22 protein-coding genes are annotated in these 20833 nt (G+C 70.7%); 13 read left to right on the top strand and 9 right to left on the bottom strand.

What is annotated here, in order from left to right; translation table 11 throughout:
• Positions 1–77 precede the first annotated feature (77 nt).
• From AC1RLW_RS14910 to AC1RLW_RS14885, 6 genes are all read left to right on the top strand, one after another.
• Complete coding sequence (locus AC1RLW_RS14910; RefSeq protein WP_493193681.1) at positions 78–944, top strand: dioxygenase family protein; 867 nt, start codon at positions 78–80, stop codon at positions 942–944.
• A gap of 22 nt (positions 945–966) precedes the next feature.
• Positions 967–1737: an SDR family NAD(P)-dependent oxidoreductase gene (locus AC1RLW_RS14905; RefSeq protein ID WP_492736595.1), complete on the top strand. Its 771-nt coding sequence runs from the start codon at positions 967–969 to the stop codon at positions 1735–1737.
• Positions 1734–2642, top strand: a complete 909-nt coding sequence (locus tag AC1RLW_RS14900) for a beta-keto acid cleavage family enzyme (protein ID WP_493193678.1) — start codon at positions 1734–1736, stop codon at positions 2640–2642. Before AC1RLW_RS14905 ends, AC1RLW_RS14900 begins: the two co-directional genes overlap by 4 nt.
• A complete protein-coding gene (locus tag AC1RLW_RS14895; protein WP_493193676.1) occupies positions 2639–3634 on the top strand; it encodes a quinone oxidoreductase family protein in 996 nt (331 codons plus the stop codon). The genes AC1RLW_RS14900 and AC1RLW_RS14895 overlap by 4 nt, the downstream gene beginning before the upstream one ends.
• A gap of 18 nt (positions 3635–3652) precedes the next feature.
• Positions 3653–4009 (top strand): cupin domain-containing protein, encoded by a 357-nt coding sequence (locus AC1RLW_RS14890; protein WP_070062522.1) that lies wholly within the window; start codon positions 3653–3655, stop codon positions 4007–4009.
• A 62-nt stretch (positions 4010–4071) separates the two neighbouring features.
• Positions 4072–5061: a Bug family tripartite tricarboxylate transporter substrate binding protein gene (locus tag AC1RLW_RS14885; protein WP_493193674.1), complete on the top strand. Its 990-nt coding sequence runs from the start codon at positions 4072–4074 to the stop codon at positions 5059–5061.
• Positions 5062–5063: 2 nt separating this feature from the next.
• On the opposite strand, the gene AC1RLW_RS14880 is transcribed toward AC1RLW_RS14885, so the two are convergent.
• The 7 genes from AC1RLW_RS14880 to AC1RLW_RS14850 form a co-directional block, all read right to left on the bottom strand.
• Positions 5064–5426 (bottom strand): DUF3325 domain-containing protein, encoded by a 363-nt coding sequence (locus tag AC1RLW_RS14880; RefSeq protein WP_493193673.1) that lies wholly within the window; start codon positions 5424–5426, stop codon positions 5064–5066.
• Complete coding sequence (locus AC1RLW_RS14875; protein ID WP_493193671.1) at positions 5423–7042, bottom strand: PepSY-associated TM helix domain-containing protein; 1620 nt, start codon at positions 7040–7042, stop codon at positions 5423–5425. Before AC1RLW_RS14875 ends, AC1RLW_RS14880 begins: the two co-directional genes overlap by 4 nt.
• A complete protein-coding gene (locus tag AC1RLW_RS14870) occupies positions 7039–7341 on the bottom strand; it encodes a DUF3649 domain-containing protein (protein ID WP_139705706.1) in 303 nt (100 codons plus the stop codon). The genes AC1RLW_RS14875 and AC1RLW_RS14870 overlap by 4 nt, the downstream gene beginning before the upstream one ends.
• 91 nt (positions 7342–7432) lie before the next feature.
• The gene (gene fhuE, locus AC1RLW_RS14865) at positions 7433–9913 is read right to left on the bottom strand and encodes a ferric-rhodotorulic acid/ferric-coprogen receptor FhuE (protein WP_493193670.1); all 2481 of its coding nucleotides are present in this window, start codon (positions 9911–9913) and stop codon (positions 7433–7435) included.
• 70 nt (positions 9914–9983) lie between these two features.
• Positions 9984–11030: a FecR domain-containing protein gene (locus AC1RLW_RS14860; RefSeq protein WP_492736607.1), complete on the bottom strand. Its 1047-nt coding sequence runs from the start codon at positions 11028–11030 to the stop codon at positions 9984–9986.
• 61 nt (positions 11031–11091) lie between these two features.
• A complete protein-coding gene (locus AC1RLW_RS14855; RefSeq protein WP_492736609.1) occupies positions 11092–11595 on the bottom strand; it encodes a sigma-70 family RNA polymerase sigma factor in 504 nt (167 codons plus the stop codon).
• Between the two features lie 104 nt (positions 11596–11699).
• Positions 11700–12449: an SDR family oxidoreductase gene (locus AC1RLW_RS14850; RefSeq protein ID WP_493193668.1), complete on the bottom strand. Its 750-nt coding sequence runs from the start codon at positions 12447–12449 to the stop codon at positions 11700–11702.
• 102 nt (positions 12450–12551) lie between these two features.
• On the opposite strand from AC1RLW_RS14850, the gene AC1RLW_RS14845 reads away from it, so the two are divergent.
• Entirely contained in the window at positions 12552–13457 is a 906-nt protein-coding gene (locus AC1RLW_RS14845; protein ID WP_493193666.1) for an AraC family transcriptional regulator, read from the top strand.
• 17 nt (positions 13458–13474) lie between these two features.
• Here the strand turns inward: AC1RLW_RS14845 and AC1RLW_RS14840 are convergent, their stop codons facing one another.
• Complete coding sequence (locus AC1RLW_RS14840) at positions 13475–15172, bottom strand: long-chain fatty acid--CoA ligase (RefSeq protein ID WP_062475913.1); 1698 nt, start codon at positions 15170–15172, stop codon at positions 13475–13477.
• A gap of 206 nt (positions 15173–15378) precedes the next feature.
• Here AC1RLW_RS14840 and AC1RLW_RS14835 point away from each other — a divergent pair, with 206 nt between their 5' ends.
• The 3 genes from AC1RLW_RS14835 (at position 15379) to AC1RLW_RS14825 (ending at position 17525) form a co-directional block, all read left to right on the top strand.
• On the top strand, positions 15379–15945 hold the full coding sequence (locus tag AC1RLW_RS14835; RefSeq protein ID WP_493193665.1) for a CHRD domain-containing protein: 567 nt from the start codon (positions 15379–15381) through the stop codon (positions 15943–15945).
• 110 nt (positions 15946–16055) lie between these two features.
• Positions 16056–16496: an OsmC family protein gene (locus tag AC1RLW_RS14830; protein WP_062475918.1), complete on the top strand. Its 441-nt coding sequence runs from the start codon at positions 16056–16058 to the stop codon at positions 16494–16496.
• Positions 16497–16538: 42 nt separating this feature from the next.
• Complete coding sequence (locus AC1RLW_RS14825) at positions 16539–17525, top strand: Bug family tripartite tricarboxylate transporter substrate binding protein (protein ID WP_062475921.1); 987 nt, start codon at positions 16539–16541, stop codon at positions 17523–17525.
• Positions 17526–17538: 13 nt separating this feature from the next.
• Here the strand turns inward: AC1RLW_RS14825 and AC1RLW_RS14820 are convergent, their stop codons facing one another.
• The gene (locus AC1RLW_RS14820) at positions 17539–18267 is read right to left on the bottom strand and encodes a Crp/Fnr family transcriptional regulator (RefSeq protein ID WP_447746199.1); all 729 of its coding nucleotides are present in this window, start codon (positions 18265–18267) and stop codon (positions 17539–17541) included.
• A gap of 142 nt (positions 18268–18409) precedes the next feature.
• Between AC1RLW_RS14820 and AC1RLW_RS14815 the strand changes: the two genes are divergently transcribed.
• From AC1RLW_RS14815 to AC1RLW_RS14805, 3 genes are read left to right on the top strand one after another with little or no spacing between them, the layout of a single operon-like run.
• Entirely contained in the window at positions 18410–18910 is a 501-nt protein-coding gene (locus tag AC1RLW_RS14815) for an ester cyclase (RefSeq protein ID WP_223301409.1), read from the top strand.
• Positions 18907–19680: an SDR family NAD(P)-dependent oxidoreductase gene (locus AC1RLW_RS14810; RefSeq protein WP_493193663.1), complete on the top strand. Its 774-nt coding sequence runs from the start codon at positions 18907–18909 to the stop codon at positions 19678–19680. Before AC1RLW_RS14815 ends, AC1RLW_RS14810 begins: the two co-directional genes overlap by 4 nt.
• A gap of 43 nt (positions 19681–19723) precedes the next feature.
• Positions 19724–20797, top strand: a complete 1074-nt coding sequence (locus AC1RLW_RS14805; RefSeq protein WP_493193662.1) for an MBL fold metallo-hydrolase — start codon at positions 19724–19726, stop codon at positions 20795–20797.
• Positions 20798–20833: the final 36 nt, after the last annotated feature.

The following is a 20833-nucleotide window of genomic DNA, read 5'->3' as shown; positions in this document are numbered from 1 at the left end:
CTGACATCCCGGATACCCGCCATTTTACTTTTTGGGAATCTGCCTTAAGATCATGCAAACGATTGCAAGGATTGCAGATGAACATCGCCACCTCCCCCGATTCGGTGCTCGGCTTTGCGCTCGACGCCATGCAACGCACCCCCGACCCGCGCCTGCGCACCGTGATGGACGCGCTCACGCGCCACCTGCACGCCTTCGTCCAGGAGGTGAAGCTGACCGAGGAGGAGTTCGAGCAGGCGCTCGAATTCATCGTCGCCATCGGCCACGCCACGGGCGAGACCAAGAACGAGGTGGTGCTGGCGGCCGACATCCTGGGCGTGTCCACCGTGGTGGCGCTGCAGAACAACCAGGACCCGCACGGCGAATCGCCGGCCGCCCTGCTGGGCCCCTTCTGGCGCGCCAACTCGCCGGCCTGCGCGGCGGGCGAGAGCATCGCGCGCTCGGGCACGCCCGGCACGCCGCTGGAGGTGACGGGCACGGTGCGCGACGTGAGCGGGCAGCCGATGGCCGATGTCACGGTCGACGTGTGGCAAGCCTCGCCGGTCGGGCTCTACGAGAACCAGGACCCGGAACAGGACGACATGAACCTGCGCGGGCGCTTCACCACCGACGCGCAAGGCCGCTTCCGTTTCCGCAGCGTGCGCCCCGCCGGCTACCCCGTGCCCACCGACGGGCCGTGCGGCGTGCTGCTGCGCGCGCAGCAACGCCACCCGAACCGGCCCGCGCACCTGCACTTCATGCTGAGCAAGCCGGGCCACAAGGTGCTGGTCACGCAGGTGTTCGCCGACGACGACGAGAACCTGGAGAGCGACCCGACCTTCGGCGTGACGCGCCAGCTCATCGGCCGCTTCGCGCTCGCGCCCGACGGCGGTAGCGCCACGCTGCAGTACGACTTCCAGCTCGAACCCGGCGAGATGAAGTTCCCCCGCCCACCGATCCCCTGATTCCGCAACTGCCCTTCATCCCATGAGCTTCGATCCCCAATCCCGACTCCACGGCAAGATCGCCGTCATCACCGGCGGCCTCGGCGCCATCGGCTATGCCACCGCCACGCGGCTGGCCGCGCTGGGCGCCACCTGCGTGCTGCTGCACCGCGGTGGCGACAACAACAACGCCGCCGCGCGCGCCGCCGCCCTGCCCTCGGACAGCGGCCAGCGCCACGGCGCGATCCGCGCCGACATCGTCGACACGCCGAGCCTGCAGGCCGCCGCCGCCGAGGTGAAGGCCGCGCACGGGCGCTGCGACATCCTGGTCAACAGCGCGGGCCACACGCAGCCCGTGCCCGCCGGCGACCTCGACGCGCTGACCGACGACCTCATCGACGAGCTGCTGCGCGCCAACTTCCGCGGCGTGTTCGCCACCATCCGCGCCTTCGCGCCGATGCTCAAGGCCACGGGCGACGGGCTGGTGGTCAACATCTCGTCCATCGCCGGCTTCACGGGCGTGGGCAGCAACCTCGCGTATGTCGCGGCCAAGGCCGGGCTCGACGTGGTGGGCGATGCGCTGGCCAAGGCGCTGGCGCCGGCGGTGCGCGTGGTGTCGGTGTCGCCGGGCGCGGTCGAGTCGGGCTTCGTGCCCGGGCGCGGCGCCGAGTTCGCGGACAAGATGGCCAGCACCACGCCGCTGGGGCGCATCGGCAAACCCGACGACGTGGCGGCCACCGTGGAAGCGCTGGCCACCACGCTGCGCTTCGTCACCGGCACGCGCATCGTGGTCGACGGAGGGCGCCACCTGTGAACAACGCGAAGACGCTCATCACCTGCGCCGTCACGGGCAACCTCGTGAAGCCCGAGCAGACGCCGCACCTGCCGATCACGCCGGTGCAGATCGCCGACGAATGCCTGGCCGCCGCCGAAGCCGGCGCGGCGCAGGTGCACATCCACGTGCGCCACCCGGAGACGGGCAAGCCCTCGATGGAGGTCGCGCTGTACCGCGAGGTGGTCGACCGCATCCGCCGCGAGAACCGCGAGCTGATCGTGAACCTCACGACCGGGCCGGGCGGGCGCTTCATTCCGAGCGAGGACGATCCGAAGATCGCCGCGCCCGGCACCACGCTGCTGCCGCCCGAAAAGCGCGTGGAACACATCGCGCTGATCCGACCCGACGTGTGCTCGCTCGACCTCAACACCATGAACTCCGGCCCCGACGTGGTGATCAACACGCCGAGGAACGTGCGCCGCATGGCGAAGGTGATGCGCGAGGCCGGCGTGAAGCCCGAGCTGGAGATCTTCGACTCGGGCGACATCCACCTGGCGCTGGACCTCATCGCCGACGGCACGCTCGACGGGCCCGCCATGTGGACCTTCGTGCTCGGCGTGAAGTATGGCTTCGCGCCCACGCCCGAGACGCTGCTCTATGCGCGCAACCTGCTGCCGCGCGGCGCCTTCTGGAGCGCCTTCGGCATCGGCCGCACGGAGTTCCCCATCGTCGCGCAGTCGTGGCTGCTGGGCGGCCACGTGCGCGTGGGCATGGAAGACAACATCTACCTCGAGAAAGGCGTGCTGGCCGAAAGCAACGCGCAGCTCGTGGCGAAGGCGCGCGACATCCTGCGCAGCCTGGGCGGCAAGGTCGCCAACCCGCGTGAGGCCCGCGCGATGCTGGGGCTGGCCGACACCCGCGCCGTTCAGGGAGCTGCACGATGAGCGCCGTCAATCTGGAACCCCGCGCCCTGCGCGTGAACGGCAAGGCCGCCAACCTCGAGGCGCTGCGCCTGGAGGCCGCGCCGCAGCCCGAGCCCGTGGCCCCATCCGGCCATGCCGTGGTGCGCGTGATGGCCGCCGCCGTGAACCCGAGCGACGTGAAGGCCGCGCTGGGCCTGATGCCGCAGGCCGTCTGGCCGCGCACGCCGGGGCGCGACTTCGCGGGCACCGTGGTGAACGGCCCTTCGGAATGGATCGGCCGCGAGGTCTACGGCTCGGGCGGTGATGTCGGCATCACGCGCGACGGCTCGCATGCGCGCTACCTCGTGCTGCCCGAAGCGGCCCTGCGCGCCAAGCCGAAGGGCATCTCGATGGACGAGGCCGGCGCGGTGGGCGTGCCCTTCGTCACGGCCTACGAGGGCTTCCGGCGCTGCGGCATGCCGCAGGCGGGCCAGACGGTGCTGGTGCTGGGCGCCAACGGCAAGGTCGGGCAGGCGGCGGTGCAGCTGGCCGCGCAGGCCGGCGCGCGCGTGATCGCGGTGCAGCGCGGCCCCGGGCCCTTCGCAGGGTTCGCGAGCGCGCCGGTCGACGTGGTCGATGCGCGCCACCACGCCGACGTGGGCGCGCAGGTGCGCGAACTCACCGACGGACGCGGCGCGCACATCGTCTACAACACCGTGGGCAGCGCCTACTTCGAGGCCGCCAACAAGGCGATGGCCAAGGGGGCCACGCAGATCTTCATCGCCACGCACGACCGCGCGGTGCCCTTCGACATCTTCGCGTTCTACCGCGGCATGCACACCTACGTGGGCATCGACTCGCTGGCGATGGACTGCGTGGCGTCCACCGCGCAACTCGACGCGATGCGCGAAGGCTTCGAGCGCGGCACGCTGAAACCCTTTCCCGTGGCACGCCACTTCGCGCTCGACGAAGCGATCGACGCCTACCGGCTGGTGCTGTCGGGCAGCACCGACCGCGTCGTGCTGCGCCCCTGAGCCCCAAGGACACCCACCATGCATGTGACCCGTTTCAGCGAGGCGCCGCACTACGAGGCGCCCAACCACTTCGACATGCGCTGCCTGCGCCTGCAGGGCAAGGAAGCCGGCCCCTCGACGCAGATGTGGATGGGCATGAGCCAGATCCTGCCCGGCGGCCGCACCGGGCTGGACGGCTCGCCGATGGAAAAACTCTACCTCGTGCTCGAGGGCGAGCTGCACGTCGTCGGCGAACTCGACGGCGCGCACCAGGAAGACGTGCTCCTGCCCTACGACAGCTGCCGCTTCGCGCCCGGCGAGAAGCGCCAGCTCGAGAACCGCAGCAACCGCCCGGTGCTGGTGGCGCTGGTGATGGCGAACGCACCGCCCGCCTAGCGCGCTCCTTTCCCAGTCAGTCATTCATCGCTCGCACCAACCAATCAACGGAGACAAGACGCATGAAGAAGACATTCCCCTGGAGCCGCCGACAGGCACTCACGATCGCTGCGGCACTCGCGGCCTGCACGCTCGGCGGCGCCCATGCACAAGGCGCGTGGCCGGGCACGCAGCCCATCAAGCTGGTCGTGCCCTTCACGGCGGGCAGCGGCACCGACATCGTCGCGCGCCTGGTCGCCGAAAAGCTCGGGCCCGCGCTGGGCACCAGCGTGATCGTGGACAACCGCCCCGGCGCGGGCGGCACGCTGGGCGCGGCCATCGCCGCCAAGGCGCCGGCCGACGGCTACACGCTGCTGGTGCATTCGGCCGGCCATCTCGTGAACCCGTGGATCTACAAGGGCCTGTCGTACGACACGCTGAAGGACTTCACGGGCGTGACGCCGATGGCCAGCCTGCCCAACGTACTGGTGACCGCGCCCTCGCACTTCACCGATGTGAAAGACCTCGTGGCCAAGGCGAAGGCCAAGCACGGCGGGCTGAACTACGGCTCCGCGGGCAACGGCTCGGCCACGCACATGAACGCGGAGGTGTTCCGCCTCGCGGCCGGCGTCGATGCGCAGCATGTGCCCTTTCGCGGCACGCCCGAAGCCATGACCGAGGTGATGGCCGGGCGCGTGGACTGGTTCTTCGCGCCGATGGTGTCGGCGCTGCCGCTGATCAAGAGCGGCAAGCTGAAGGCGCTGGCCGTGGGCACCGCCGGTCGCTCGTCCGTCCTGCCCGACGCGCCCACCACCGTGGAGGCCGGCGTGCCGGGCTCGGCCTACCTGTTCTGGGTCGGCCTGTTCGCGCCCGCCAAGACACCGCAGCCCGTGGTGGAACGGCTGCAGGCCGAGGTCGCGAAGATCATGGTCGCGCCCGAACTGAAGGAGCGGCTGGAGAAGCTCGGCGCCGAGCCTTTCACCATGCCCTCCGCGCAGTTCAACAAGTTCATCGCCGACGAGACCGCGAAGGCGCAGCAGGTGGTCAAGGCCGCAGCCATCAAGGTGGACTGACCTCAGCGCAGCAGCGCCGCCAGCACCGGCGCAAGCCCCGCACCACCGGCCACGGCGGCAGCGCCGGCGCCCCACGCCACGGCGCGCGGGCGGTACGGCAACAGCAAGGCCACCGGCAACGCACCCGCCGACAGGAAGCCCAGCCAGGCGACCGTCCCGACCGTGGGGCCCCACGCCATCACGCAGGGCACGATGGCCGCGGCCAACAGCACCATGCCGATCACGCGCAAGCCCCTGCGCCGGCGCGCGGGCACTTCGCGTCCGCGCGTCAGCTGCTCATGGTGCCGGTCCATGGCAAAGCTCAGGCACGACATGCCCGCATACGCCAGCGCAAGGCCAAGCAACGAAGCCCATGCCGTCGTCATCGCGCCGCCTTCCGCAGCAGATGGCGCAGCGCGCCCAGCGCCGCAAACCCGAAGGCCACGACACCCAGTTCGACCCCGAGGCTTTCCCAATCGCTGCGCAGGAACTGCGCCAGCAAGTGATCGCCCGTGGTCACGAAGTTGAGCACCGGCAACAGCAGACACAGCGCAGCCAGCGCACCGAGCTGCTCGCGCCACGCGCGCGCCGGCGGGCGCACGAAGGCATGCACCAGCGCCAGCGCCCACAGCGCGAAGAAGACCTGCAGTTCGCGGTCCGCGCGGTGCCCGATGCCGACCGGCACCAGCCGGTTGGCCCACAGGTAGCCCACGCAGGCGATGGCCAGCCCGGCGATGGCCGCGACGTTCAATGCTTCGATCAGCCGGTAGACCCGCGCCGTCGCGCCGCCGAATTCGCCCAGGTGCTTCTGGCGGCGCTTGACGATGAACAGCACGGCACCCGAACCCATCATCGCGGTGCCCGCGAGCCCGCACAGGAAGTAGAGCCACTTCATCGGCCAGCCGCCGAAGGTGACCATGTGCAGCCCGCCCATGGCCGACTGCGCGAGCATGGCGGCCCCTCCGTCCGCGGCGCCCGGCAGGCGCACGCGCTGCACCTCGCCGCTGGCGGCCGAGAACTGCACCATGCCGGTGGTGGCGCTGAGCCGGCGCGCGGATTCGTCGTCGCCGTTCCATCCGTACACGCCGATACGCGCAGCCGCGTCGCCCGGGTGGTCGATGACGACCGCGCGCACCGGCTGGCCCATGCGCTCCTGGCCGCGCGCGGCGAACGGTTCGAGCACGGGCACGGGCATCGCGCGGCCGGTGGCGGCGGGCTTGTCGCTGTCGCCCAGTTCGGAGACGAAACGCACCTGTGCCTGCGGGCCCGTGCCGTAGTGCAAGACCTTGGGGGCCGGCATGAAGCTGGTGCCCGAGATCACGAGGCCGGTGTAGGCGATCATGAACTGGAAGGGCAAGGTCAGCACCGCCACGGCGTTGTGCGCGTCGAGCCAGCTGCGCTGGCCTTTCTTGGGCCGGAAGGTGAAGAAGTCCTTGAAGATGCGCTTGTGCGTGATGACGCCCGACACCAGCGCCACCAGCATCGCCATCGCGGCGATGCCGACGATCCACAGGCCGACGGTGCCGGCGTGCAGCTCGTAGTGGAAGTCAACGAAGTGGTGGCCGCCGAGCGTGGCGCGCGCCGCGTGACCGCCGTCTTCCTTCAACGGCTTGCCGGTGGCGGGGTCGAGCGCAACGCCCGCGTACTGGCGGTTGGCGTCGAACCAGAACACGCGCAGCTCGCCGCCGCCTTGCGCATCCGAAGGCCACAGTTCCCACATCGAGGCGCCCGGGTGGTGCTCGGCCATGTAGGCCATGCCCCAGGCCAGGCGCTGCGCGCGGTCGGCCGTGGGTTCGCCCTTCCTGGCTGCGGCGGCGGCTTCCTCGGCGTGGTGCTCCGGCGTCATCCAGTGGGTGATGGGCTCGTCGAACACGGCCAGCGTGCCGGTGAGGAACACCGCGAACAGCAGCCACGAGAACCACAGGCCGCACCAGGTGTGCAGCCAGGCCTGGGCCTGGCGGAAGCCGCCCTGCGACGGCGCCTTGGTTGTCTTCGTGCTCATGCGCCGCCTCCCGCGCCGCGCAGCGCCAGGCCCAGCCCGGCCAGCACCACGGCGGGCAGCAGCAAGCCGGCCCAGGCGCGCGGCAGCGACACGGGCGCAAAGGCCCAGATCACGGCGACGGTGTAGACCGCGAAGCTGAACTGCATGCCCCCGAGCGCGGCCTCGGCGGGGCCGGCCGGCAGCACGGCGGCCAGGAAGACAGCGGCGGCCGAGGCCAGCGCGTAGCCGCCGAGCACGGCGGCCGCGACGCGGGACAGCAGCCGCAAGGCGGGAGAAAAGGAGGAGGTGCGGGTGTTCATCGGGGACCGGAAAACGGGGCGCGGACATGCGCCCCTCCCCTACATGACAAACGAGAACGAAAAAAGGGTCATGCCCCGCGCCTTTTCCCGGTCAGAACGCATAGCTCAGCGTCGCCACCGCGTTGCGCGGCGTGCCGAAGTAGGCCTGCCCGTCGATGTTGCTGTAGTACTTCTTGTCGAAGAGGTTCTCGATGTTCAGCTGCAGCGCCAGCCTGGGCGTGAAGGCGTAGCGCGCCATCAGGCTCACGACCGCGCGCGAGCCCTGCTGGTAGCGCAGGTCGACATCGCCCACGCTGTACGCGTAGTAGGTGCGGTTCTGCCAGTTGACGCCGCCGCCCAGCGTGAGCCGGTGCCACGCGCCGGGCAGCCGGTAGGTGGTGAACAGCGTGGCCTGCGTGGTCGGCATGGCGGTGTTGATGCGGTTGCCGTTGCCTTCGCGGCCCAGCGTGCGTGCGATGCCTGCGTTGAGCTGCCAGCCCGGGGCCAGTTCGCCCGACACCTGCAGCTCGATGCCCTTGCTGGTCACGCCGCGCGCGCCGTAATAGGCGCCTTCGCTCGAGTTGGGCACGAGCTTCGTGCCGTCGCGCTGCGCCACGTTCTCCTGCTCGGCGCGGAAGACGGCGATGGAGGTGTTGAGCTTGCCGTTCAGGTGCTCGCCCTTGAGGCCGATCTCGTAGCTCTTGCCGGTCACCGGGTCGAGGTACGCGCCGCTGGCGTCGCGGTAGTTCTGCGGCTGGAAGATGTCGGTGTAGCTCGCGTACACCGAGTAGTTCTCGCTCAGGTCGTACACCAGGCCCGCGTAGGGCGTGAACACCTCGTGCTTGCGCGTGGCCGGGGCGTCGGCGGTCAGGCGCGTGGAACGCCAGCTGTTCTGGCGCCCGCCCACGATGAGCTTGAGCGAATCGGCCAGCGACAGGCGCGCGGCGCCGTAGTAGCCGGTCTGGCGCGTCTTGGTGATGGCCGAGACCTTCAGCGGGTCCCAGCCCGGCTCGGGGTACGACGCAGCGTTCCAGTCGTAGAAGTTGCCGGTGTCGGGCAACGCGCTGGTGCGTGGATGGCTCGCCTCCACGTAGCGCGACTGGCTGTTGCTGACGCCCACCACGAGTTCGTGCGTGCGGCCCAGCAACGTGAACGGGCCGGTGGCCTGCAGGTCGAGGCTGTTCTGGCGGAACTGGTGCTCGAAGTAGCCGGGCAGCGAGCCCAGGCCGGTGCCGGTGAGGCGGTCGAGGTCGCGGTACAGGTACAGCAGCTTGGCGTTCTGCTTGCTCTGCCGGTGCGAGCCGTTGGCCTTGAGCTTCCAGCCGTTGTCGAACTGGTGCGTGAGGTTCGCGAAGGCGGTGGTGGTGGTCGTGTCCCAGTGGGTCCACGGTGTGCCGACGGTCTTGGAGCGGTCCCAGCGCGTGGCCGTGCCGTCGCTGAAGGTCAGCGGCAGCCCGCCCCAGGTCGACGAGGTGGGCCGCGTGGCCTGCGACTCGATGCCCACGCTCAGCGTGGTGCTGGGCGTGAGGTCGGCATCGACCACGCCGTACAGCACGTGCTTGCGGCCGTGGTACATGTCGATGAAGGAGTCACGGTCTTCCGTCATGCCGATGAGGCGGGCGCGCACGCGGCCGTCTTTCGTGACCGGCGTCTGCAGGTCGACCGTGCCGCGGCGCAGGTTCCACGAACCCAGCGCGAGCGATGCGTTGCCGGCGAACACCTTGCTGTCGGCGTGCTTGCGCACCAGGTTCACCGAGGCCGAGGGGTTGCCCGCGCCGGTGAGCAGCCCCGTCGAGCCGCGCACGACCTCGATGCGGTCGTACAGCACCGGGTCGTTGGTGGAGGCGCCGAAGAAGTCGGTGGTGACCGTGGTCGGCACGCCGTCGTACTGGTAGTTGTCGATGTAGAAGCCGCGCGCGTACAGGTCGGTGCGGTCGCTGTCGGAGCTCACCGAGAACACGCCGGGCACGCTCTGCATGGCCTGGCCGAGCGACAGCAGGTTCTGGTCGTCGATCTGCTGGCGCGTGATGACGGTGACCGACTGCGGCGTCTCGCGCGGCGAGAGCGCGAGCCCGGTGGCCGCCGCCGTGGCGCGCGTGGTGTAGGCGCCGGTGCCTTCGGTGGTGCCGCTGCGGTCGGCCTCGGCCGTGACGGTGACGGGCGAGAGCGTATCGACGCCGCCGGCCCCTGCGGCGGGCGTGCCGGCCTCGCGGCGGTTCAGCGTGTAGCTGCCGTCGGTGCGCGCCACCACCTGCAGGCCGCTGCCCGCGAGCAGGCGCTCGATGGCTTCGCGTGCGGTGTAGCGGCCCGCCACCGCGGGGCTGCTGCGCCCCTGCGTGAGCGCGGGGTCGAACGACAGCGCGATGCCGTTGCCGGCCGCGAAGGCGGCGAGCGTGCGGCCCAGCGGGCCGGCGGGAATGTCGTAGGCGTGGGACGCGGCGGCGTCGAGCGAGGACGACGACGCCTGCGCGAAGGCCGGCCCTCCCGCGCCGACCAGGCCGCCGAGGGCGAGCGCCACCAGGGCATGGCGAAGGACGGTGTTCAGGCGGCGCTCTGCGAACGGGCGCAAGGCGGACGGGCGGGATGCAGACATGGAGACGGGCCTTTCGGTTGGGCAACGGTGGGTTCTTCACCCTCCTTGCCAGCCGAAACGAAAAAAAGTCTCACCCCCGGATCGATATATTTTTCGAAGCGCCCGTCGCGCGCTCTTCGGGTGCCGCTCGCGGCACGAGCGTGACCCAGTAGCCGCGCAGGCGCGTGGCCGCATCCACCGGGTAGGTCGACACCAGCATGCGCAGCACGCCGTCGGTGTCGGCCAGCGGAAAGGCGCCCGAGACACGCAGCTCGGCCACCGCCGCGTCGCACTGCAGCAGGCCGGGGCGGTAGCGCGACAGCTCGGCGGCGAAGTCGGCCAGCCGCATGCCGTCGGCCAGCAGCATGCCCTGCGTCCAGGCCAGCACCGAGGCGTCCGCCGGACGGAAGTCGTCGATGCCGTCGGCGGTAAAGCGGGCCTGCTGCCCCGCCGGCAGCACGCGCGCGGCGGCGCGCTCGGGCGTGATGCGCACCGCGCCTTCGAGCACGGCGATGTGGGTGGCGCCGCCCGCTTCCTTGCGCACGCTGAAGCGCGTGCCCAGGGCCTCCAGCGTGCCGCCGGCGCTGGCCACGCGGAACGGGCGGTGCGCGGCGGCGGGGTCGGGCGCGGTGGCGATGAAGATCTCGCCCGCCTGCAGCACCACGCGACGCTGCGTGCCGTCGAAATGCACATCGACCGCGCTGGCGGTGTTGAGCGTGAGGCGGCTGCCGTCGGCCAGCCGCAGTTCGCGGCGCTCGCCGGTGGCGGTGCGGTGCCCGGCCATCCAGCCGCGCTCGCCCGCCATCTCGACCGCCTGCCAGCCGAGCCAGCCGGCGGGCACGGCCGCCAGCAGCGCGGCCAGCCGGCCGAGGGTGGCGCGGCGGTTGTTCGCGTTGCCGCGCGCAGGTCGCGCGAGCGACGACATCGCCAGCGCCGGCGGCAGGCCGCCGAGCTTGTTCATCAGCTGCTCGGCGCGCGCCCAGGCGCGTGCGTGGTCGGGGTGGCTCTGGCGCCAGCGCTCGCAGGCGCGGCGGTCTTCGTCGGTGACGGCGCTGTCGTGCAGCCGCATCAGCCATTCGGCGGCTTCGTCGAGCACGCGCGGGGCGAGCGTCGATGTTTCGAAATTCATCGCGCTCATCAGAATGCCTTCGTGCTTCGCACTTCGGCGCGCGCTTGCTTGGGGCGGCCCGGCGCGGCGCTCATGCCATCACCGCCAGGCAGCCCCGGAAGCCCTGCTGCATGTAGCGCTTGACCGTGACCAGCGACACGCCCAGCTCGCGCGCGATGTCCTCGTACTTCATGCCGTCGAGCTGCGACAGCAGGAAGGCCCGGCGCGCGAGCGGCTTGAGGGCGTCGAGCATCGCGTCGATCTCGTGCAGCGTCTGCAAAATCACCAGCCGCTGCTCGGGCGACGGCGCCTCGGGCTCGGGCATCACGGCCAGCGCCTCCAGGTAGGCCCGCTCCAGCGCCTGGCGCTGGTACCAGTTCACGAGGATGTTCCTGGCCACGCTCGTGAGGTAGGCGCGCGGCTGCACGATGACCTCGGGGTTGCGCGCCGTCAGCAGCCGCGCGAAGGTGTCCTGCGTCAGGTCGGCCGCGTCGCACGAGTTGCCGAGCTTCTTGCGCAGCCACGACTGCAGCCAGCCGTGGTGGTCGCTGTAGAGGGTGTGGACTTGCTGGAAGGCGGCTTCGGCAGCGGACATGGCGGGCGGCACGGCGGCGGGGGCTCCGCCTACAAATAAGAATTATTCTCATTTTAAGCAAAAAGGCCGCAGTGCCGCCCTGCCCGCGCGGCGGACTGCGTGGCTCAGGCCGGCCGGGCCGCCGCGAGCGCCACCGCGTCCGCGCCCGCCGGATAGCGCAGCGTCGCCGCCGCGTCGTTCGCGGCGCGCCAGACGGCCTCGGCCACGTCGGCCGCCGTGGTCACGGCCGTGGGGTTGCCCAGCGCCGCGAAGACGCCCTGCGCCAGCGGTGCGTAGTCCGGCGGGATCAAGCCCTGCATGCGCTGCGCCCCGTTCTCGGTGAACCGCGTGCCGGGCCCGTAGCCCGGCTCGACCAGCTTCACGCGCACGTTGAACGCCGCCAGCTCGAACGCGAGCGAGGCGGTGAAGCCCTCGATCGCCGTCTTGCTCGCGGTGTACGCGGCCACCAGCGGCATCGGCGCGAGCGTCACAGTCGACGTGACGTTGACCAGCACCCCCGAGCGCCGCGCCCGGAACTGCGGCAGCACGGCCTGCGCCATGGCCATCATGCCGAAGGTGTTGGTCTCGAACACCTCGCGCACGGTGGCCATGGGCGTGGCCTCGAAGGCGCCGAAGAGACCGACGCCGGCGTTGTTCACGAGCACATCGATCGGGCCCGCGTTCTCGATGGCGGCGGCGATGCTGTCGGGTTGCGTCACGTCGAGCGGCAGCACGCGCAGGTTCGGCGCGTCGGGAAAGAGATCGTCGCGCGGCGTGCGCATGGTGGCGACGACGCGCCAGCCCTGGGCCTGGAAGTGGCGCGCGATGGCCAGGCCGTAGCCGGAGGAGCAGCCGGTGATGAGTGCGGTTTTCAATGGGGTTCCTTGGTGGTGGGTGATGAAGAGCCCCAACGATAGGGACGACCGACCGGACTTGCTACCATCGAACGTCGCCATTTCTTTTGCAGGAGTCCAGCCATGGCCGATCCCCTGGCCGAGGTCATCGCGCTGCTTCGCCCGCGCGCCGTGTATTCCAAGGTGATCGCGGGCGCCGGCGCCTGGGCCGTGCGCTACACGGCCTTCGGCCAGCCCAGCTTCTGCACCATGCTCGAGGGCGAGTGCATCCTCGCGGTCGACGGCCAGCCGCCGCTGACGCTGGCCGCGGGCGACTTCCTGCTCATGCCGGCCACGCCCGGCTTCACGCTGTCGGGGCGCACGCCGGCGCCGCCGGTGTTTCTCGACCCGCATGAACAGGCGGTGCGCGAGGACGCACATGGCGAGGTCCGCCACGGCGACCGGAACGGCCCGCCCGACGTGCGCATGCTCGGCGGTTACTTCGCCTTCGATTCGCCCGACGCGGCCCTGATGGTGTCGCTGCTGCCTTCGGTGCTGCACATGCGCGGGGTCGCGCGGCTGTCGCTGCTGGTGCAGCTCGTGCGCGAAGAGTCCTTGGCGCAGCGGCCGGGGCGCGACCTCGTGCTCGGGCGGCTGGTCGAGGTGCTGCTGATCGAGGCGCTGCGCTCGGCGCCCGGCGAAGGCGCGCCGCCGGGGCTGCTGCGCGCGCTGGCGGACAGCCGGCTGGCCGCCGCCGTGCGGCACATGCACGCGGACCCCGCGCGTTCATGGACGGTGCAAGAGCTCGCCGGCAAGGCCGCGCTCTCGCGCTCGGCCTTCTTCGAGCGCTTCTCGCGCGCCGTGGGCCTGCCGCCGATGGAATACCTGCTGGCGTGGCGCATGGCGCTCGCCAAGGACCTGCTGCGCCGCGGCGGCTGCGCGCCGGCGGAGGTGGCCGCGCGCGTCGGCTACAGCTCGGCCAGCACGTTCAGCACGGCCTTCAGCCGCCATGTGGGCCAGGCGCCGGGGCGCTACGCGCGCCAGCCCTAGCAAAGACAAAGCGGCAATCAGGCCGCCGTGCCTTCCTTCTCCTGCAGCAGGCGCCACATCACCTTGCCACTGCCGCTCTTGGGCAGCGCATCGACAAACTCCACCTTGCGCGGAATCTTGTAGACCGCCATGTTCTCGCGGCACCAGTCGATGATCTGCTGCTCGGTCGTGTCCTTGTGCGTGGCGCGCAGCACCACCACGGCCTTGACCGATTCGCCGCGGTAGTCGTCCTTGGTCGAGATGACGCAGGCCTCCTGGATCGCGGGGTGGCGGAACATCAGCAGCTCGACCTCGGCCGGCCACACCTTGAAGCCGCTCGCGTTGATCATGCGTTTCAAGCGGTCGGTGATGAAGAAGTAGCCCTCCTCGTCCATGCGGCCCATGTCGCCCGAGCGGAAGAAGCGCTTGCCCTCGAACTCGACGAAGGCGGACTTCGTGGCGTCGGGACGCTTCCAGTAGCCCTGGAACACCTCGGGGCCGTGGATGATGATCTCGCCCGATTCGCCGATGGGCATCTCCTGCAGCGTGTCGGGGTCGACCACGCGCGCGTCGGTGCTCATGAACGGAATGCCCAGGCACTGCTGCTTGGGGTGGTCCGAGGGGTTGGTGTGCGAGGGCGCGGCGGTCTCGGTGAGGCCGTAGCCTTCCTGGTACTTCAGGCCGTACTGCTCGAACAGGCGCTGCGCCACGGCCTGCGGCATGGCGGCGCCGCCGCCGCCGATGTGGGTCATGCTCGTGAGGTCGTAACTCGCGAAGTTGGGGCTGGCCATGAGGTCGATGACCATGGTGGGGATGTTGGTCCAGCTCGTGACCTTCCAGCGCGAGATGAGCCGGCCCGCCACGTCGCGGTCCCAGCGCGGCATGATGACCAGCGTGGCCGCCGCGAGGATCGAGGTGTGCATCATGCTCACCACGCCGGTGATGTGGAACATCGGCACCACGGCCAGCACCACCGCCTCCGACGTGGCCTGGCCCCAGAGCTGGCCGGCCATCGCGTTGTGCATGAGGCTCGAATGGTGGTGCACGCAACCCTTGGGCAGGCCGGTGGTGCCGCTGGTGTAGGGCAGCAGCGCCATGTCGTTGGCGCCCACCACGTGCGCGGGCGCCGGGTGGCCGGCCGCGAGCGCGTCGGTCCACGCCATGACCTGGCCGTCGGCCAGCGCGGGCAGCGGGTGGCGCGTGCCGAGCCAGTCGGCCCAGGCCGGCGCGGGGGCGTCGTCGCCGGTCACGCCGGCATCGAAGGCGTCGGTGAACTGGCTCACGATGAGGTGCGACAGGCGCTGCTCGGGCGGCAGTGCGTCGCTGGCCTTGGCCAGCTCGGCCGCGAGATCGCCGGTGGTGATCGCCACCTTGGCGTCGGGGTCGACGATGTAGTGCTTGAGCTCTTCGGCCCGGTTCATCGGGTTGACCGGCACCACGACGGCGTTGGCGCGCAGGATCGCGAAATGCGCGATCACCAGCTGCGGGCAGTTCTGCATGTTCAGCACCACGCGGTCGCCGCGCTGCACGCCCAGCGCATGCAGCGTGCCGGCCAGCCGCTCGACCTGGTCGGCCACGTCGCGGTAGCTCAGCACGCGGCCGAAGAAGACCAGCGCGGCCTTGTCGGGGTAGCGCGCCGCCGAGGTGGCCAGGTTGTGCCACAGCGAGGTCGCGGGGACGGTGATCGAATGCGGGAGGCGCTTGGGCCAGAACTTGTAATGCGGGCGTGGTTGCATGGTCTGTGAACAGGCGAAGGAGGAAGGAGAGGGGAAAGGAAAGCGGTGCGAAAAGGCGCAATGCGCCAGCCTAAGCCGCACCGGCCGCCGCTCCCATCGGGGAAGCCCCCGGGGCGTCACCTTGGCGACGCCCATTCTTCGTACGTCGGGTAGGCACAGGCGCATCGGCTATCGTGCGGGCTCCGCTTCACCTGTGCCTGTCTGCCATGCCCGATCCCGCCCGCCCCACCTTGCGCCGACGCATCGCCCTCTTCGGTGCCGCACTGGCCGCCCTGGCCGCGGCGGGCTGCTCGCGGGTTCCCCGGTTCGGCATGTCGGCCCCCGTGACGGAGCCGCCGTCCAAGGAACCACCGACATGGTTCGTGGCCGACTGCTGGCTCGGGACCGACGACGTGGTCCCGCCGCACAAGGGCAAGGCCGGCGGCTCGGCGGCCGGCACGCTGACGCTGGCCACCGGGGTGTTCGAATGGCGCGTGAACGCCGCACGCCTGAGCGGGCCGGCGACGGTCGTCGGCTTCTACGGCCCCGCCGCCACGGGCAGCAACGGCCCGCTGGCGATCCAGCTGCCGCTGCCCAGCGAGGGGGAGCCGCGCAACGACGGCACCGGCACCGGCACCGGCTACGAGCGCACCGGCACGAGCCGGCTGACGCCCGCCCAGATGGCCGACCTGATGGCGGGCCTCTGGTATGTGAGCGTGTCGACGCAGGCCTGGCCGGGCGGCGAGGTCCGGGGCCAGCTCAAGCGCAGCACCTGGGGCGTGCACGGCGGCTGACGTCGGCCCCCGATGCGATGCGCTCTGCGACTACAGACAGGCGCGGATTTCGGAGCGATACCTGCGGTTCTCCCTCCGATCCACCCTCCACCCTGACTGAAGGAATGTCCATGGCAGCAGACAAGCACGCAAGCGTTCACTGGGAAGGCGCCGGCAAGACCGGCAAGGGCCTGGTCAGCACCGAGACCGGCGCCCTGAAAGACTATCCCTACGGCTTCGCCAGCCGCTTCGAAGACGACCGGCGCGGCACCAACCCCGAGGAAATCGTCGGCGCGGCCCATGCGGCCTGCCTGACGATGGCCTTTGCCTTCGCGCTGGAGGCGGCGGGCCTGACCGCGACGCGCATCGACACCAAGGCCGCCGTGCGGCTGGCCAAGGACGGCGCCGGTTTCAAGATCGACCGCATCCAGCTCGAACTGGATGCGGCCGTGCCGAACCTCGACGAAGCGAAGTTTCAGGAAATCGCGGCCGCCGCCAAGGCGGGCTGCCCGCTGTCGAAGGCGCTGGCGAGCGTGCCCGAGATCACGCTGAAGGCCACGCTGGCGAGCTGACCGCGCTGCTTATGATCGTCTCCACAAAAAAGGAGACGGATCATGAGCAAGCCCACCCGGACCGCATCGGCGGTCCTTTCTTTCGCCCTCGGCGCGTTCGGCGCATTCGGCACCACGGCGGCCCTGGCCGCCTACCCCGACAAGCCGATCAAGGTCGTCATCGGCTTCCCGGCCGGCGGCCCGCTCGACCAGCATGCGCGCCTGTTGACCGACAAGCTGCAGGCCGTGCTCGGCCAGCCGCTGATCGTCGACTACAAGCCCGGCGCGGGCGGCTCGGTAGGTGCCGACTTCGTCGCCAAGAGCCCGGCCGACGGCTACACGCTGGTGCTGGCCAACACCGGCGTGGCGGTGATCAACGGCGCGCTCTACAGCAAGCTGCCCTACAACACGCAGCGCGACTTCGTGCCGATCGCGCGCACCGCGATGCAGCCGCTCGCGCTCCTGGTCACGCCCAAGCTGCCGGTGCAGAACCTCAAGCAGTTCATCGACTACGCCAAGGCGCGGCCGGGCCAGGTCAACTACGGCTCGGCGGGCAACGGCGGCATCAGCCACCTCGTGCCCGAGATGTTCAAGACCGCGACCGGCCTCTTCATGGTGCACATCCCCTACCGCGGCAGCGCGCCGGCCTTCACCGACCTGATGGGCGGGCAGGTGCAGTTCATGGCCGAATCGATTCCGCAGGCCGCCAACTATCACAAGCAGGGCAAGGTGCGCGCGCTGGCCGTGACCAGCCGCGAGCGCAACCCCGCGCTGCCCGACGTGCCGACCGTCATCGAGTCGGGCGTCAAGGGCTTCGAGGTGGTGGGCTTCTACGGCTTCCTGGCGCCGAAGGACACGCCCAAGGACGTGGTCGCCAAGCTCAGCGATGCGTTCAGGCAGGTGCTGACCAGCCCCGAGGTGCGCGAGCGCATGGTGAGCCAGGGCGCGGACCCGGCCTACCTGGGCAGCGAAGACTTCGCACGCTTCCTCGCGACGGAAACGCCGCGCTGGGACAAGGCGGTGAAGGCCTCGGGCGCGCGGATGGACTGAACCCCGGCCGCGCTCAGCGCGGCGTGGCCGCGTGCCGCTCCAGCTGTGCGCGGTCGAGCAACTCGATGCTGCGGTAGCGCACGCGCAGCGTGCCGTCTTCCTCCCACAGCTTGAGCTGGCGGTTCACGCTCTGGCGCGACACGCCGAGCATGAACGACAGGTCTTCCTGCGACACGCCCAGCAGCGTGCCGCCCCCTTCCTCCGTCGGCGCCACCGCGCGCGCATCCAGCGTGAGCAGCCGGTGCGCCAGCCGCACGGGCAGCGGCATCAGGATCACGTCGTCGATCCAGGCCAGCGCCTGGCGCAGCCGCAGGCACACGAGCCGGGTGAAGGCCATGTGCACGTCAGGATGGTCGGCCACCAGCCGGTGGAAGTCGGCTGCGGCGACCACGGCCATCTCGGTGGTGTCGACGGCGCAGGTGTCGTAGACGCGCTCGCGCCCCACCAGCAGCGAGACCTCGCCGAACCAGTGGCCCGGCTCGAGCATCGCGATCACCGCCTCGCGCCCGCCCGGCGCGACCACGCTCACGCGCAACGAGCCGCTGACCACGCCGAACAACGCGTCGGGCGACGAGCCCTTGTGGAACAGCGATTCGCCGCGCACCAGCGTGCGCCGGTGCGCCACCGCGAGCAGGCGCTGCTGCACGTCGTCGGCCAGCCGCATGTCGCTGTTGTGCACGGGCGAAGGCTGTGCGTCCGGCTCAGCGGGGCTGGCGCTGGAAGAAGGGGAAGGGCGTGGCATCGCGGGTTTGTCCGGGGCCTCGATTGCCAACACCGGACAGTCTGGGTTCGAGGGGCTGTCGATAGTACGCAGGCCACCCGGGTCGACGCATTCGCGGCAACCCGATGTCCCCTGTCACCCCTGTCGCATGGAGCACACCCCGATGACCACACTGACCGACCTGCAAGCCCGCCGCGAGCGCCTCGTGCTCGACCATTTCGCCGACGAGACCCGCCAGGACTTCGACGCGGTGCTCGGCACCTTCCCGCACCCGCACTACGAGCTGATTCCCAGCGGCGAGGTGCACGACGGCATCGCCGACGTGCGCCAGTACTACACCGACACGCGCCGCGCCTTCCCCGACCAGCGCCACGAGATCATCCAGCTGCGCCATGCCGACGATTCGGTGATCGTGGAGTTCTGGCTGCTCGGCACGCACCGCGGCCCGCTCAAGGGCCTGCCGCCGACGGGCAACAGCTTTCGCTGCCGCATGAACGCCTTCTTCATCTTCGAGGGCGACCGGCTGGTGTGCGAGCGCGTGTACTTCGACACGCTGACGATGCTGCGCCAGCTGCTCGTGGGCGTGCCACCGGAGATGGTGGGCGGCCTGGTCGCCGGGCTGCTCGGCCAAACCGCCCCGCGGGCCGAGGCCGCCACGGCATGACCGACGCGCTCGCCCGGCCGCTCGAAGGGCGCCATGCGATCGTGACCGGCGGTGCGCGCGGCATCGGCCTGGCCATCGCGCGGCGCTGCCTCGCGAACGGCGCGAGCGTCGCGCTGTGGGACGTCGAGGCCGCGACGCTGGCGGATGCCATGGCGCAACTGGCGCCGCTGGGCACCGTGGTCACATCGTTGGTCGACGTGCGCGACGAAGACCAGATCGCCCGCGCGGCTTCGCAGTCGCAGGAGCGCTTCGGCCGCGTCGACGTCCTCGTCAACAACGCGGGCGTGCTCGGGCCGACGGTGCCCGCGTGGGAGCACACGCCCGCGCAGTGGCGCCACGTGCTCGACATCAACCTCACGGGCGCCTGGCTGTGCTGCCGCGCCGTCGCGCCGCTGATGCTGGCGCAGCGGCGCGGGCGCATCGTCAACATCGCCTCGGTCGCGGGCAAGGAAGGCAATGGCTTCAACGCCGCCTACTCGGCCTCGAAGGCCGGGCTCATCGCGCTGACCAAGTCGCTCGGCAAGGAGCTGGCCTCGTCGGGCGTGCTGGTGAACTGCATCACGCCGTCGGCGGCCGACACGGCCGTCTTCGCGGACGTGCCCGCCGAGCACCGCGAACAGCTGCGCACCGCCCTGCTCTCGCGCGTGCCGATGGGGCGCTTTGTCGACGTCGACGAGGTGGCGGCGATGGCCGCGTGGCTGGCTTCGGACGAGTGCTCGTTCAGCACCGGAGCGGTGTTCGATATCTCCGGAGGGCGCTCGATGTACTGAGCGACGAACCCGCAAGCCCACGCATCCAGACACAGGAGACCCCATGACCCGAGACCCCGAACCCACAGGCTTCGCGCAGATCACCGAACTCGACGACACGCGCCACGCCGCCATGCCACAGGACCGCCTGCGCGCCATCCGCCGCGGCGCCGAGGCCCTGCGCGAGCGGCTGCTCGACGCACCGCCCGTTCACTTCGCGCGCAGCTTCAACCTGCTGCGCATTCCGTACCCCGCGTGGTTCGCCTTCACCGGCGTGTACTCGCAGCAGCTGCTCAAGCCGCACATGGTGCATCTGCTGGCGCGCACCGTGCTCGTTCAGTACGACGACTTCGAAGGCCGGCTGCGCACGCTGCTCTTCACGCCGGCCGACTTCGAAGCCGGCAACGAAACGCCCTACTTCAAGCGCCTGAGCGACCAGACGCCGAAGTTCCTGCACAAGGCCATCGCGCCGGTCTACCAGACCGTGCTGCAGGCCCTCGCCGGCTGCGGCGTGGCGCCCGAACAGATCGACCACATCACCTACGACCACCTGCACACGCAGGACGTGCGCCGCTGGCTCGGCAGCACCAACGCGCCGGGCCTGCTGCCGAACGCGAAGCTGCTGGTGCACCGCCAGGAGCTCGCGAACGTGCAGGGCCTGCTGCCGGTGCAGGCCGAGTGGTACTGCCCGCACGGCCTGGACGGGGTGCCGACCGAGCGCATCGTCGCCTTCGACGGCAGCCTGCAGCTCGGCCCCGGCGTCGCGCTGGTGCACACGCCGGGGCACACCGAAGGCAACCACTCGCTGGTGTACCGCACGGGCGACGGCCTGCGCGTGAGCAGCGAGAACGGCGTGTCGGCCGACAGCTGGGCGCCGCTGCAGTCGCGCCACAACGGCATCCGCCGCTATGCGCAGGCCACGGGCGCCGAGGTGATCCTCAACGGCAACACGCAGGAAAGCAGCAACGACCAGTACCTGTCGATGGTGCTCGAGAAGACGCTCGCGGGCACCTCGCCGCTGCACGGCTTCAGCAACGTCGTGCCGTCGGCCGAGTGCTCGCCGCACTGGCTGTTTCCCGGCGCGCCCACGAGCCACCTGTGGGGCGAAACCAGCTTCGGCGCGCTCGTGCCGGCCTGATCCGCCGACACGCGCACCACGGCCAAAAAGAAAAGG

It is taken from the genome of Variovorax sp. GW822-FHT04A09 (assembly GCF_058801005.1).
Note: the sequence above shows the minus strand (reverse complement) of the source record. Positions and strands in the feature narration are given on the sequence as shown.